This is a genomic window from Herbaspirillum sp. NPDC101396 (genome assembly GCF_044767365.1).
Lineage (GTDB): Bacteria > Pseudomonadota > Gammaproteobacteria > Burkholderiales > Burkholderiaceae_D > Herbaspirillum.
On the sequence record NZ_JBIWNT010000005.1, the window covers coordinates 15,938 to 28,901 of the forward strand.

The window sequence follows — 12,964 nt, forward strand, 5'->3', positions numbered from 1 at the left end:
AAGTCGCAGGCCTGGCAACAGAATGCTTACACTTGCTGAATACCTGCCAGCACCCAGCCGCCCGCGCCGTTGAGCGGCTTGGACAGATTCCAGATTTCGGCAAACGGTTCCGCCGAGGCTTCCGGGACTTCCTTGATCAGGCCGGTGAACTTGATGGTCGCCAGGTAATCGTGCTCCAGCGTTTCAATGCCAAGCAACTCGCCGTCGATCTGCACGACGTCGGTGTTGTTGGCTACGCTACCGCGCTCCTGCAGTTGCAGGCGCAGTTCGCCAAACATTTCCGGCGTGGTGAATTCTCGGATGTCATTGATGTCGCCCTTGTCCCACGCCGCTTGCAGGCGGATGAAATAAGTCTTGCCGTTGCGCACGAAGCCGGCCACGTCGAAGTCTGCCGGGATGCCCCACGGGATGATCGGCGCATTGGCAGGGTTGCCGGCGGCCGTGGACGAACCGAATTCATTGGCGCCTTGCAGCGAGGCCGGCGCTTGCACGCCGACCGGCTCGATGCGCGAACCGATTTCAGGCGTGTACACCGACGGTTCAGTCGCGCTGGCGTAAGCCGGCTGCGGAGTGAAACCATTGTTGCCGGTGCTGCCCGAGGTGGCGCCATTCTTGCGCGTGAACATGCGGAACAGGAACATTGCCACGAAAGCCAGCAGCGCCACCATCAGGATGGTGCTGAGCATGCTTGCCATGGCACCGCCCATGCCGAAGTGCGACAGCAGCGCGCCCAGGCCGAGGCCGAGCAAGGCGCCGCCGAGGATGCCCTTCCACGGGCTGGCCGGTTTCGGTGGCACCGATTGCGGTGCTGCAGCCGGCGCGGCCGGTTTGGCGGGTGCGACATTGGATGGCGATTGCGCAGGACGCGTCGGCGCCTGGCGCGCGTAGTTCGACGATTGCTTGCCGAACGAGCCGCCGCCGCCGAGACGCTTGGCTTCAGCGCCCGACATCGCGACGGTCATGGCCGTCACTGCCAGCATGAGAATGACGAAGAATTTTTTCACACGAGCTCCTGCTTAAATTGTCTCCAGCCCAAGGCTTAGAGTTTGATACCCGTATGCAAGGCGGCAACGCCCGCAGTCAGGTTGTAATACTGCACACGCTCAAGACCGACGTCTTCCATCATCTTCTTCAGCGTTTCCTGATCCGGATGCATGCGGATCGATTCAGCCAGATAACGATAGCTTTCGGCGTCGTTGGCAACTTTCTGTCCCAGCCACGGCAGCACCGAGAAGGAATAGACGTCGTACGGTTTCTTCAGCGGCTCCCAGACTTTGGAGAACTCCAGCACCAGCAGCTTGCCGCCCGGTTTCAGCACACGGCGCATTTCCGACAGGGCAACATCCTTGTGGGTCATGTTGCGCAAGCCGAAGGCTACCGACACGCGATCAAAGTAGTTGTCCGGGAACGGCAGTTTCTCCGCGTCGCACAACAAGGTGGGGGTCGGGATCCCCTTATTCAATAGGCGGTCGCGGCCGACGCGCAGCATCGATTCATTGATGTCGGTGAGCCAGACTTCGCCGCTCGGACCGGCCTGTTTGGCGAAAGCCTTGGACAGGTCGCCGGTGCCGCCGGCGATGTCGAGCACCTTGAAGCCGGGACGAATACCGGCCTGGGCGATGGTGAACGCCTTCCAGATCCGGTGCAGGCCGGCCGACATGAAGTCGTTCATGACGTCGTACTTGGCGGCGACGGAATGGAAGACTTCGGCGACTTTATGGACCTTGTCTTCTTCCGAAACAGTCTGATAACCGAAGTGGGTGGTGTTGGTCATGTGGCAACCTGAAATAAGGAATTCAAATAAGGCGACATTATAAGGGGTGGTCCGCGGCGCTCAATCAGCTCAACGAGCTTGACGGGAGATCCCCGTTGCACTCAATGATGATGACCGCAGGCGCTGCCGCCGGCCGCACTCATGTCCTGGTCGCGACCGCTTTCGCGCGTGAAACCTGCGGCTTCCAGTTTCTGCAGATAGGTTTCCCACATTGCGTCCTGGTCGCGTCCCAGTTGATACAGGTACTCCCAGGTGAAAATGCCGCTGGAATGTTCGTCCGAGAATATCGGTTTGATGCCGTAATTGCCGACAGGTTCGACGCCGACGATGCCGACTTCACGTTTGCCGGTCTGCAAGGTTTCCTGGCCGGGGCCGTGGCCGCGTACTTCGGCCGAAGGCGAATACACGCGCAGCAGTTCGAACGGAATGGAGAACTGGGCGCCGTCGTCGAAGGCGACTTCCATCACGCGCGACTGTGTGCGGACCTTGAAGGATACGGGCGTGGGACCGGAGCTCATTGCGTGCGCTTCCTATTCTGTGTGGTGTTGTCTTGCGAGGTGAGGATGCCGGCGGTTGCCCGCAGTCAGGCGGCTGCCGCCAGTTCGCGTGCAATCGCTGCGCGCAGCTTTGGCAGCAAAGCGGTACGTTCGGCGAGGGCTGCAGCAGAGCTGTCGCGGCGCACCTCGGCCCAGACCGGGCTGGGGAAATGCGCATCGTCGAGGTAGCGTGGAATCACGTGCCAATGCACGTGCGGCGTCATGTTGCCGAGACTGGCGACGTTGATTTTTTCAGGTTGCATGACTTCGCGCACGGCGGACTCGACGGCCCACACTGCATTCATCACGGCAGCGCGAGCCGCCGGCGCGAGGTCGGTCATTTCCTTCACGTGACCGTTCCAGATCACGCGGCAGAAACCGGGATAAGCCGGTTCGTCGACCAGCACGACGCGCAAGCTGCCGTTGTTGAACAGCAGCTCGCCGCCGTCGCCGTCGCACAAATCGCATGCGTTGCTGATATCGCCGACATTGCTCATGCTTACACCAGCACGCGTTCGATGCCGCCGTTGTTGGCGCGGGCCACGTAGTCAGGCAACCAGTTTTCGCCGAGCAGGTGCTTGGCCATTTCGACCACGATGTAGTCGGCGGTGGTGCCCGAGTCTTCGTTGTAGCGCGACAAGCCCTGGAAGCACGACGGGCACGACGTCAGGATCTTGACGTCGCCGTCGAAGCCGTCCGCGCGCACCTTGTCGGCACCCTTGCGCATTTCTTCTTCCTTGCGGAAGCGCACCTGGGTCGAGACATCCGGACGGCTCACGCCGAAGGTGCCCGACTCGCCGCAGCAGCGATCATTCTTCTCGATCTTTTGCGCGTCGATGGTGGTGATCAGCGAGTTGACGGTCTTCAGCGGATCCTGCAATTTCATCGGGCTGTGGCAAGGGTCGTGGTACATGTAACGGGTACCGGTGACGCCTTCCAGGCGCACGCCCTTCTCCAGCAGATATTCGTGGATGTCGATGATGCGGCAGCCCGGGAAGATCTTCTCGAATTCATAACCCTGCAGCTGGTCATAGCAGGTGCCGCAGGACACCACGACGGTCTTGATGTCGAGGTAGTTCAGCGTATTGGCCATGCGATGGAACAGCACCCGGTTGTCGGTGATGATCTTCTCGGCCTTGTCGAAATCGCCGCTGCCGCGTTGCGGATAACCGCAGCACAAGTAACCCGGCGGCAATACCGTCTGCACGCCGACGTTCCACAGCATCGCCTGCGTGGCGAGGCCGACTTGGGAGAACAATCGCTCCGAACCGCAACCCGGGAAGTAGAACACCGCTTCGGTTTCCGCCGTGGTGGTCTTGGGATCGCGGATGATCGGCACGATCTTGTCGTCCTCGATGTCGAGCAGCGCGCGCGCGGTCTTCTTGGGCAGGTTGCCCGGCATCTTCTTGTTGATGAAGTGGATCACCTGCTCCTTGATCGGCGCCTTGCCGACCGTGGCCGCAGGTTTCTGCGTCTGCTTGCGGGCGAACTTCTTGAAGATGTCGTTGCCCAGGCGCTGCGCCTTGAAGCCCCAGTCGGTCATCACCTTGCGCGTGGCGTTGATGGTGGCCGGATCGGTGGCGTTGAGGAAGAACATCGCCGCGGTAGTACCGGGGTTGAACGACTTCTTGCCCATCTTGCGCAGCAGATTGCGCATGTTCATCGAGACGTCGCCGAAGTCGATGTCGACCGGGCATGGCGTCACGCACTTGTGGCAGACGGTGCAATGGTCGGCGACGTCTTCGAACTCTTCCCAATGCTTGATCGACACGCCGCGGCGGGTCTGCTCTTCGTACAGGAAGGCTTCCACCAGCAACGAAGTCGCCAGAATTTTATTGCGTGGCGAGTACAGCAGGTTGGCGCGCGGCACGTGCGTCGCACACACCGGTTTGCACTTGCCGCAACGCAGGCAGTCCTTGACGCTGTTGGCGATGGCGCCGATGTCGCTTTGCTGCATGATCAGCGATTCGTGGCCCATCAGGCCGAACGACGGCGTATAGGCATTGGACAGGTCGGCTTCAAAGCCGGGCAGGTTCAGCAGCTTGCCCTTGTTGAAACGGCCTTCCGGATCGACGCGCAATTTGTAGTCGCGGAATTCGCTGATTTCATCTTCGGTCAGGAATTCAAGCTTGGTGATGCCGATGCCGTGCTCGCCGGAAATCACGCCGTCCAGCGAACGCGCCAGCGCCATGATGCGCGCCACGGCTTCGTGGGCATCCTGCAGCATCTGGTAATGATCCGAGTTGACCGGCAAGTTGGTGTGCACGTTGCCGTCGCCGGCGTGCATGTGCAGCGCCACGAACACGCGTCCACGCAGCACGCGCTTGTGGATCGCGTTGCATTCTTCGAGGATCAGCTTGAACGCGCCGCCGCTGAAAATCTGCCGCAGCTGCGCGCGCACTTCCTGCTTCCACGACACACGCACGGTACGGTCCTGCACGACGTGGAACACGTTGGCGTCAGGCTGCTCAAGCAGGCGCTGCTCGAATACCGGCAACAGCTTGTCGAGACCGAGCGCCGCCATTTCATCCTTGGCCTCGCTCAACGGCTTGTCGAGATTGGCCAGCAGATAGGTCCAGCGCGCCTGGGTCTTGGCGATCAGGTCTTCCGCCTGGTGCACGCGGTCTTCCAGCATTTCTGCAGCGGGAATGTCTTCGCCTTCGGCGTCGTCGCTCTTGCCCAGCGGCAGGTTGCCCTTGACGAAGAAAGCATTGAGCTCGTCCAGGAATTGCAGCTTGTTCTTGATCGACAGTTCGATGTTGATACGCTCGATGCCGTCGGTGTACTCACCCATGCGCGGCAACGGAATCACCACGTCTTCATTGATCTTGAAGGCGTTGGTGTGCTTGGCGATGGCGGCGGTGCGCGAACGGTCGAGCCAGAATTTCTTGCGCGCTTCCGGGCTGATCGCGACGAAACCTTCGCCGACGCGATTGTTTGCCATGCGGATCACTTCCGAGGCGGCCTGCGCCACGGCGTTTTCGTCGTCGCCAACGATGTCGCCGATCAGCACCATCTTCGGCAGCACGCCGCGTTTGGATTTGGTCGCGTAGCCGACCGCGCGCAGGTAGCGCTCGTCCAGATGCTCCAGGCCGGCCAGGATGGCGCCGCCCTTCTTGGTTTCGGCGTCGAGGTAATTCTTGATTTCAACGATCGACGGGATCGCATCGCGTGCCTGGCCGAAGAACTCGAGGCAGACGGTGCGCGTCTGCTTGGGCATCTTGTGCAGGATCCAGCGCGCCGAGGTGATCAGGCCGTCGCAACCTTCTTTCTGGATGCCGGGCAAACCCGACAGGAATTTGTCGGTGACGTCTTTGCCCAAGCCTTCCTTGCGGAATTTGCGGCCGGCGATCTCGAGGATTTCGGTCTTGAAAACTTCGGTCTTCTGGCCCTTTTCGCCGGGGTGCGACCACTCGAGCTTGAAGCTTGCCAGTTCGACGTCGTGGATCTTGCCGAGGTTGTGGTCCAGGCGCGTGACTTCGAGCCAGTCGCCTTGCGGATCGACCATGCGCCAGCTGGCCAGGTTGTCGAGCGCGGTGCCCCACAGCACGGCCTTCTTGCCGCCGGCGTTCATGGCGACGTTGCCGCCGATGCACGACGCTTCGGCCGAGGTCGGATCGACCGCGAAGACGAAGCCGGCTTTTTCAGCAGCGTCGGAGACACGCTTGGTGACCACGCCGGCGCCCGAGTAAATCGTGGCGTACGGTTTGTCGAGACCAGGCAGGACTTCCATCTCGACGGCGCCGAGCTGTTCCAGCTTTTCGGTATTGATGACGGCCGACATCGGCGTCAGCGGAATCGCGCCGCCGGTATAACCGGTGCCGCCGCCGCGCGGGATGATGGTCAGGCCAAGTTCGATACAGGCCTTGACCAGGCCGGCCATCTCGTCTTCGGTGTCAGGCGTGAGCACGACGAACGGATACTCGACGCGCCAGTCGGTGGCGTCGGTCACGTGCGAGACGCGCGACAGGCCGTCGAACTTGATGTTGTCCTTGGCGGTATAGCGACCCAGGACCTTGGTGGCGCGCTTGCGCAGGTCGTAGGTGTGCTTGAATTCTTCTCCGAAATCAGCAATCGCCTTGCGGGCCGCCTTGATCAGCAGCTCGACATTGGCGCTGCGGCGCGCACTATCAGCAGCGGCGGCGTCCCCCGATTCAGACTGATTGACGTCGATGCGGCGCTTGTCCACTTCGGCCAGGCGATGGTGCAAGGCTTCGATCAATGCAGCGCGACGCTTGGGATTGTCCAGCATGTCGTCCTGCAGATACGGGTTGCGGCGCACCACCCAGATGTCGCCCAGCACTTCGTACAGCATGCGTGCGGATCGACCGGTCTGGCGCTTGCTGCGCAACTCGTCGAGCACGCGCCACGCGTCTTCGCCCAGCAGGCGAATCACGATTTCGCGGTCGGAGAACGAGGTGTAGTTGTACGGAATTTCGCGCAAGCGCGTGGGGCTGGCACCTTGCGGTGCATCAGTAAGCAAAGCCTGGATTTTTGCGGGGGCGTTCATTAATTTTGGGAAAAAATCTGCTGCCGGATATGCATTTTATCTTATTGCCGTCGCTCGCGAGGGAATGCCCTTACTTTCGGAAGAACAATGCGAAATGGTTCTTATTTGCGAAAAATCGCTACAATTGACGGGATTTCCGCATCGCAACATAGTCGCCTCTATCGAATCAATAAATACAATCAATTTTTAATTATTGATCGTATAAATCTATTATTGATTCATCCCGACCTTTCCTTAGCCTACGGAGAATGCTATGTTGCAATTACTGATTACCGAAATTCTGGAAAATCTAGCCATCACCCTCGCCGAATACGCCGAGTGCAAGGCTTAGGACAGCCATCCGCCAATCCGATCCCGAGGATGACTGCCATGATACAAGCCCAATTGCGCGAACAATTCCCTGTCGAATCGACACCTGCAGCACCTCCTTCCCAACCTGGATTCTGGGCCGGCCTGCGCCTGCGTCAGATCGCCATGCTGGCAGTCGGGCTGGTGTTCGTTCTGGTCAAATCCTATGAAGGCCTGCAAGCGTTTTTCCTGGCCCATCCCGAAGTCTGGATGGCGCTGCTCGGCTCCTCCGCCGCGGCGGGACTGACGGCGCTGGGGGCGCTCGGCGTGCTGTTCACGCGGCGCATTTCCGAACGCACGCAAGACATGCTGCTCGGTTACGGCGGGGGCATCATGCTGGCGGCCAGCGTGTTTTCGCTGATTATCCCGGCCATGAACCAGGCGCAGACGCTGGGCTACGAGAAAACCGGCGCGGTCTTGCTGACCGCCACCGGCATCATGCTGGGCGGCCTGTTCGTGCTGGCGATCAACCATCTGATACCGCACCAGCATTTCATCGCGCCCAATCCGACGATCCAGTCCATGCGCACCAGCCGCATCTGGATGTTCGTGATGGCCGTGACGATCCACAATTTCCCTGAAGGCCTGGCGATCGGCGTGGGTTTCGGCGGCGACGAAATGGGCAAGGCGATTGCGCTGGCGACCGGCATCGGCATCCAGGATATTCCCGAGGGGCTGGTAGTAGCGTTGGCCTTGCGCTCGCTCGGTTATTCGCCGTGGAAGTCGGCCGGAGCAGGCATCCTGTCCGGACTCGTGGAACCGATCGGCGGCGTGCTCGGCGCGCTCGCCACCGGCGTGTCGGCCACGGCCTTGCCATGGGCTTTGGCCGGCGCAGGCGGCGCGATGCTGTTCGTGATCAGCCACGAAGTGATTCCGGAATCACATCGGCAAGGCCATGAGACCCAGGCCACGCTCGGCCTGCTGGCCGGCTTCGTGACGATGATGCTGCTCGATACGCTGCTAGGCTAGCCAGTTTGCGATACCGCGCCAGAAACCATCCGGCACGTTGAGCAACAGCCAGGTCATGAACAGGTAGCGTAGGAATTTACCGACCATCATGTAAAACACCGACGGCCAGAACGGCAACTTCAGCCAGCCGGCCAGCGTGCAGATCGGATCGCCGACGCCCGGCAGCCAGGCCAGCAGCATGGTCTTGGGGCCGAAGCGTTCGAGCCAGTGAAACCAGCGGCTGCTGCGTTCGCGCGCAAAGGTCTGCTTGGCGCCGTAACCCATCCAGTAATCCACCATTCCCCCCAGCGTGTTGCCGACCGTGGCCACCAGGATGACCGGCCAGAACATGTCGCCATTGGCCTTGATGACAGCGAACACAGCCGGTTCCGAGCCGAGCGGCAGCAATGTCGCCGAGATGAAGCTGATGAAAAATACCGACGTCAGCCCGACGCTCGGCACGGCAAGGAAGTTCAGCAACCACAAAATGGCGGATTCAATCATGCAGACCAGATAAGAATGGATGGTGGGAGAAAATTGACGCGCATTCGCGCTGTTTGACTGCAGATGACAGCAAAAGCGAATTCTTCAAGCCAAAAAAGCCGGCGCTTCATATGCTGCATCCGCATGCGGATATAAGCCTGTCAGTCGCCTCCATTATAATGATCAGTTCGCCGCGCCCCTGCGTTTCCCGATCTGCCATCGGAAAACAGCGTGAGAATCGCAGTCCCGGACTGCGCCAACCGTGCCTTTAGCTGACTATGACCACCGATTATCTGCAAAAAATCCTTACCGCCCGTGTCTACGACGTTGCCATGGAAACGCCGCTGGAAATTGCGAACACGCTGTCGCAACGGATGGAAAACCGGATTTACTTCAAGCGCGAAGATATGCAGAGCGTGTTCAGCTTCAAGCTGCGCGGCGCCTACAATAAAATGGCGCACTTGCCGCCGGCGCAACTCAAGCGCGGCGTGATCTGCGCCTCGGCCGGCAACCATGCGCAAGGCGTCGCGCTGTCGGCAGCCAAGCTCGGCTGCCGTGCCGTGATCGTGATGCCGACCACCACGCCCTCCGTCAAGATCGAAGCGGTCAAGGGCCGCGGCGGTGAAGTCGTGCTGTTCGGCGACTCGTTCACCGACGCCTACAACCATGCACTGACGCTGGAAAAGAAACTCAAGCTGACCTTCGTCCATCCCTTCGACGACCCGTATGTCATCGCCGGCCAGGGCACCGTCGGCATGGAAATACTGCGCCAGCATGCCGACCCGATCCACGCAATTTTCGTCGCCATCGGCGGCGGCGGCCTGATCTCCGGCATCGCCGCCTACGTCAAGGCGGTGCGTCCCGACATCAAGATCATCGGCGTGCAGACCACCGACTCTGACGCCATGGCGCGCAGCATCAAGGCCGGTCGCCGCATCACCCTGCCCGACGTCGGCCTGTTCTCGGACGGCACCGCGGTCAAGCTGGTCGGTGAGGAAACCTTCCGCATCACGCGCGCGCTGGTGGACGACATCATCCTGGTTGACACCGACGCGGTGTGCACCGCGATCAAGGATATCTTCCAGGACACGCGCAGCATTGTCGAGCCGGCCGGCGCACTGGCCGTGGCCGGCGCCAAGGCCTACATCGAACGCGCCAAGAACACCAAGAAGCCGATCAAGAATCAATCCCTGATCACCATCGCCTGCGGTGCCAACATGAACTTCGACCGCCTGCGTTTCGTCGCCGAAATGGCCGACGTCGGCGAGGCGCGCGAGGCGGTGTTCGCCGTGACTATTCCGGAAGAACACGGCAGCTTCAAACGCTTCTGCGAAGTGGTCGGCCCGCGCAACGTGACCGAGTTCAACTATCGCATCAGCGACGCCAAAGCGGCGCACATCTTCGTTGGCATCCAGACCAGCAGCGCCGATGAACCGGCCAAGATCGCCAAGACCTTCGAGAAGAACGGCTTCAGCACGCTCGACCTGACCCACGACGAACTGGCCAAGGTGCACATCCGCCATCTGGTCGGCGGCAAGAGCTCGCTGGCACAGGACGAACTGCTGTATCGCTTTGAATTCCCCGAGCGTCCGGGCGCGCTGATGCGCTTCCTCAGCACCATGAATCCGAACTGGAACATCAGCCTGTTCCACTACCGCAACCAGGGCGGCGACGTCGGTCGCATCCTGGTCGGCCTGCAGGTGCCGAAGAAGGAAATGAAGACGTTCCGCGCTTTCCTCGACAACCTTGGCTATCGCCATTGGGATGAAAGCAAGAACCCCCTGTACAAACTGTTCCTGGGCTGATGCCGCCAAGGACGCAACAAAGCATTCGAGAAGCACGAAGGAAGCAAGACCATGACTCACGCCGACGCAATCAACTCTCCCGACACTTCGCCGCTGGGCAAGGCGTCCGCCTATCCGGACGCCTACGATCCGTCCCTGCTGTTCCCGATTCCGCGCCAGCCCAAGCGCGACGAACTCGGCGTGACGGGCACGCTGCCGTTCTTCGGCGTCGACATCTGGAACGCGTATGAAGTGTCGTGGCTGAACCAGCGCGGCAAGCCGCAGATCGCCATCGCCACGTTCATGATCCAGGCCGATTCGCCCAACATCATCGAATCGAAGTCGTTCAAGCTGTATCTGAACTCCTTTAACCAGACACGACTGGACGACCAGCAAGCTCTGGTCGCACTCTTGCAGAAAGACCTGTCGGCAGCCGCCGGCGCCGGCGTGCAGGTGACGCTGACCGAGCCGGGAGCGTTTTCGGCGCTGCAGATGGGCGAACTCGGCGGCATGCTGCTCGATCGCCTCGACATCGAAGTCGTCGATCACCATCCGAATCCGTCGTTGCTGTCGGCCAACCACGATGAAGCCACGGTTGAAGAAACGCTGCTGTCGCATCTGCTCAAATCCAATTGCCCGGTCACCGGCCAGCCGGATTGGGGCAGCGTGCAGATCCATTACGTCGGCGCGCCGATCAATCAGGAAGCGCTGCTGAAGTACCTGATCGGTTTCCGCGAGCACAACGAATTCCACGAGCAATGCGTGGAGCGTATTTTTGTGGATGTGCTGCGTCAGTGCCGTCCGCAAAAACTTGCAGTCTATGCACGCTACACGCGTCGTGGCGGCCTCGACATCAATCCGTGGCGTAGCAATTTTTCGGCCGCGCGTGCACCTTCCAACCTGCGCAACGCGCGGCAGTAAGGCTGTCAGCGGCAGCGCTTTTTCCGGCGCTGCCGGTTTTTTGTTACAAAACCATGACGTTCCAAAGCTTTTGCCGTAACGCCCTGTCCTCGCGGCAGGCGGCGTTTTCGCGCATTTCCGCCGCAACATTTTGAAACGATTTATCCGCATTGCATAAAACTTCTTGTGCAATGATCCTGTCTCACTCTCGACTCCATCGCCAGGCAATGCTCAACGCTCGTCCCGGGCATCGCCACGTCGATTTTTTTTACGGCGAAGAAATCTGGTCAGTTTCCTGCCGGCAGCAATCGCATTTATCAATTTGGTTTGTGCAGCGCCGATTGCAATCGCCTGTCGACACCATCAACAAACAGTGAAATAGCCAATAAAAATATGAGCCAACTACTTTCCTCCCTTCGCTCCTCCCGCACCTTGCTCGCCGGCGCCTTCGCACTTGGCTGCGCTGCGACCTCGCTGCCCGCCATGGCGCAACAGAGTGACGAATTCAGCTGGTGGCAACCCATCAAGGATCACGCCTCGGAAATCGTCGACAAGGGGGACGACGCGATCTATGTTTCGGGACTGGCCCATCACGGCCGCAGCACCTATACCAAGGAAAAGCTCGACCAACTGAACGAGCACGCTTGGGGTCTCGGCTACGGCAAGACCATGCGTAACGAACGCGGCAACGACGAGTCGCTGTACGGCTTTGTACTCAAGGATTCACATCGCCACCCGCAAATCATGGCCGGTTACGCTTATGAATGGGTCTATCCGATTGGCCGCACCCCGTTGGAAGTGGGCATCGGCGGCACCGCCATGCTGATGAGCCGTCAGGATTATTTCGGCGGCGTACCATTCCCGGTACCCCTGCCGTTGGCCTCGATCGGCACCAAGAAAGCCAAGGTCATGTTCGCTTACGTTCCGCGTCTGTCGTCGAACAAGAACAGTGGCGACGTATTGCTGGTTTTTGGTCGCATCGAGATGTAATCCGGGATGGTATTTCAAGCCGGGCATTTCCCCTGCAAGGCAAGCCTGTCGCGCCGCTGCGGCGGCTTGCTGCGCTTCTTCCCGGCAATACTGTTGTTTGCATTGAAGCAACGCCGGAATTCATTGCGTAACTCCCAAAGAAGCCTATAATCCTGCACAAAAGCCTATCTAGCGCCTTCTTGTGTCATGACAAATCTTGCAAAAATCCTCTCCCCAGAGAACGTCATTCTGGATCTGGAAGTCTCCAGCAAAAAACGAGCATTCGAACAAGCCGGACTTACCTTTGAAAACAACAGCGGCATCGCCCGCTCGACTGTTTCCGAAAACCTGTTTGCCCGTGAACGACTCGGTTCCACAGGACTGGGTCACGGCGTCGCCGTTCCGCACGGCCGCATCAAGGGGCTGAAAGCACCGCTGGCGCTGTTCATGCGTCTGGCCGAGCCGATTCCTTTCGAGTCGCCCGACGGCGAACCGGTCAAGCTGCTGATCTTCCTGCTCATTCCTGACAACGTCACTCAGCAGCATCTGGAAATCCTGTCCGAAATTGCAGAGATGTTTTCGGACAACGCCTTCCGTAATGAATTGATCTCCGACCCGGACCAGGCGTCGGTCTATTCGCGCCTGGTGACCTGGCAGCCGTCGCTGGAAAAAACCAATTAAACGAAGCGCTGCGAACGATGCGATGTGTTCG

11 protein-coding genes are annotated in these 12,964 nt (G+C 59.9%); 5 read left to right on the forward strand and 6 right to left on the reverse strand.

From position 1 onward, the window contains the following. Window positions 1–26: 26 nt before the first annotated feature. From ACIROY_RS17495 to ACIROY_RS17515, 5 genes are all read right to left on the reverse strand, one after another. The gene (locus tag ACIROY_RS17495) at window positions 27–1,004 is read right to left on the reverse strand and encodes a Tim44 domain-containing protein (RefSeq protein WP_402275022.1); all 978 of its coding nucleotides are present in this window, start codon (window positions 1,002–1,004) and stop codon (window positions 27–29) included. 35 nt (window positions 1,005–1,039) lie between these two features. Further along, window positions 1,040–1,774: a bifunctional demethylmenaquinone methyltransferase/2-methoxy-6-polyprenyl-1,4-benzoquinol methylase UbiE gene (gene ubiE, locus ACIROY_RS17500; RefSeq protein ID WP_402275024.1), complete on the reverse strand. Its 735-nt coding sequence runs from the start codon at window positions 1,772–1,774 to the stop codon at window positions 1,040–1,042. 101 nt (window positions 1,775–1,875) lie between these two features. Then, window positions 1,876–2,292, reverse strand: coding sequence for a gamma-butyrobetaine hydroxylase-like domain-containing protein (locus tag ACIROY_RS17505; RefSeq protein ID WP_402275026.1), 417 nt, complete (start codon window positions 2,290–2,292; stop codon window positions 1,876–1,878). A gap of 65 nt (window positions 2,293–2,357) precedes the next feature. Next, window positions 2,358–2,807: an HIT family protein gene (locus tag ACIROY_RS17510; RefSeq protein WP_402342780.1), complete on the reverse strand. Its 450-nt coding sequence runs from the start codon at window positions 2,805–2,807 to the stop codon at window positions 2,358–2,360. Window positions 2,808–2,809: 2 nt separating this feature from the next. After that, window positions 2,810–6,820, reverse strand: coding sequence for a DUF3683 domain-containing protein (locus ACIROY_RS17515; protein WP_402275030.1), 4,011 nt, complete (start codon window positions 6,818–6,820; stop codon window positions 2,810–2,812). 369 nt (window positions 6,821–7,189) lie between these two features. Here ACIROY_RS17515 and ACIROY_RS17520 point away from each other — a divergent pair, with 369 nt between their 5' ends. After that, a complete protein-coding gene (locus ACIROY_RS17520; protein ID WP_402342783.1) occupies window positions 7,190–8,137 on the forward strand; it encodes a ZIP family metal transporter in 948 nt (315 codons plus the stop codon). Here ACIROY_RS17520 and ACIROY_RS17525 read toward each other — a convergent pair. Beyond that, the gene (locus ACIROY_RS17525; protein WP_402342787.1) at window positions 8,129–8,620 is read right to left on the reverse strand and encodes a YqaA family protein; all 492 of its coding nucleotides are present in this window, start codon (window positions 8,618–8,620) and stop codon (window positions 8,129–8,131) included. The genes ACIROY_RS17520 and ACIROY_RS17525 overlap by 9 nt on opposite strands. A gap of 257 nt (window positions 8,621–8,877) precedes the next feature. Here ACIROY_RS17525 and ilvA point away from each other — a divergent pair, with 257 nt between their 5' ends. From ilvA to ACIROY_RS17545, 4 genes are all read left to right on the forward strand, one after another. Continuing rightward, the gene (gene ilvA / locus ACIROY_RS17530) at window positions 8,878–10,404 is read left to right on the forward strand and encodes a threonine ammonia-lyase, biosynthetic (RefSeq protein WP_402275035.1); all 1,527 of its coding nucleotides are present in this window, start codon (window positions 8,878–8,880) and stop codon (window positions 10,402–10,404) included. Window positions 10,405–10,455: 51 nt separating this feature from the next. Beyond that, entirely contained in the window at window positions 10,456–11,304 is an 849-nt protein-coding gene (gene queF, locus ACIROY_RS17535) for an NADPH-dependent 7-cyano-7-deazaguanine reductase QueF (protein ID WP_402342790.1), read from the forward strand. Between the two features lie 462 nt (window positions 11,305–11,766). Further along, window positions 11,767–12,273, forward strand: a complete 507-nt coding sequence (locus tag ACIROY_RS17540; protein ID WP_402343605.1) for a hypothetical protein — start codon at window positions 11,767–11,769, stop codon at window positions 12,271–12,273. Window positions 12,274–12,459: 186 nt separating this feature from the next. Further along, window positions 12,460–12,933 carry a PTS sugar transporter subunit IIA gene (locus ACIROY_RS17545; protein WP_016832849.1) on the forward strand — a complete coding sequence of 158 codons (474 nt, stop codon included), beginning with the start codon at window positions 12,460–12,462 and terminating at the stop codon, window positions 12,931–12,933. The last annotated feature ends 31 nt before the right edge of the window (window positions 12,934–12,964 follow it).

What these genes read in the sequence shown, in the direction of transcription:
- ubiE (WP_402275024.1), bottom strand. Translation starts at nt 1,774, where the DNA reads ATGACCAACACCACCCACTTCGGTTATCAGACTGTTTCGGAAGAAGAC.
- ACIROY_RS17505 (WP_402275026.1), bottom strand. Translation starts at nt 2,292, where the DNA reads ATGAGCTCCGGTCCCACGCCCGTATCCTTCAAGGTCCGCACACAGTCG.
- ACIROY_RS17510 (WP_402342780.1), bottom strand. Translation starts at nt 2,807, where the DNA reads ATGAGCAATGTCGGCGATATCAGCAACGCATGCGATTTGTGCGACGGC.
- ACIROY_RS17515 (WP_402275030.1), bottom strand. Translation starts at nt 6,820, where the DNA reads ATGAACGCCCCCGCAAAAATCCAGGCTTTGCTTACTGATGCACCGCAA.
- ACIROY_RS17520 (WP_402342783.1), top strand. Translation starts at nt 7,190, where the DNA reads ATGATACAAGCCCAATTGCGCGAACAATTCCCTGTCGAATCGACACCT.
- ACIROY_RS17525 (WP_402342787.1), bottom strand. Translation starts at nt 8,620, where the DNA reads ATGATTGAATCCGCCATTTTGTGGTTGCTGAACTTCCTTGCCGTGCCG.
- ilvA (WP_402275035.1), top strand. Translation starts at nt 8,878, where the DNA reads ATGACCACCGATTATCTGCAAAAAATCCTTACCGCCCGTGTCTACGAC.
- queF (WP_402342790.1), top strand. Translation starts at nt 10,456, where the DNA reads ATGACTCACGCCGACGCAATCAACTCTCCCGACACTTCGCCGCTGGGC.
- ACIROY_RS17540 (WP_402343605.1), top strand. Translation starts at nt 11,767, where the DNA reads ATGGCGCAACAGAGTGACGAATTCAGCTGGTGGCAACCCATCAAGGAT.
- ACIROY_RS17545 (WP_016832849.1), top strand. Translation starts at nt 12,460, where the DNA reads ATGACAAATCTTGCAAAAATCCTCTCCCCAGAGAACGTCATTCTGGAT.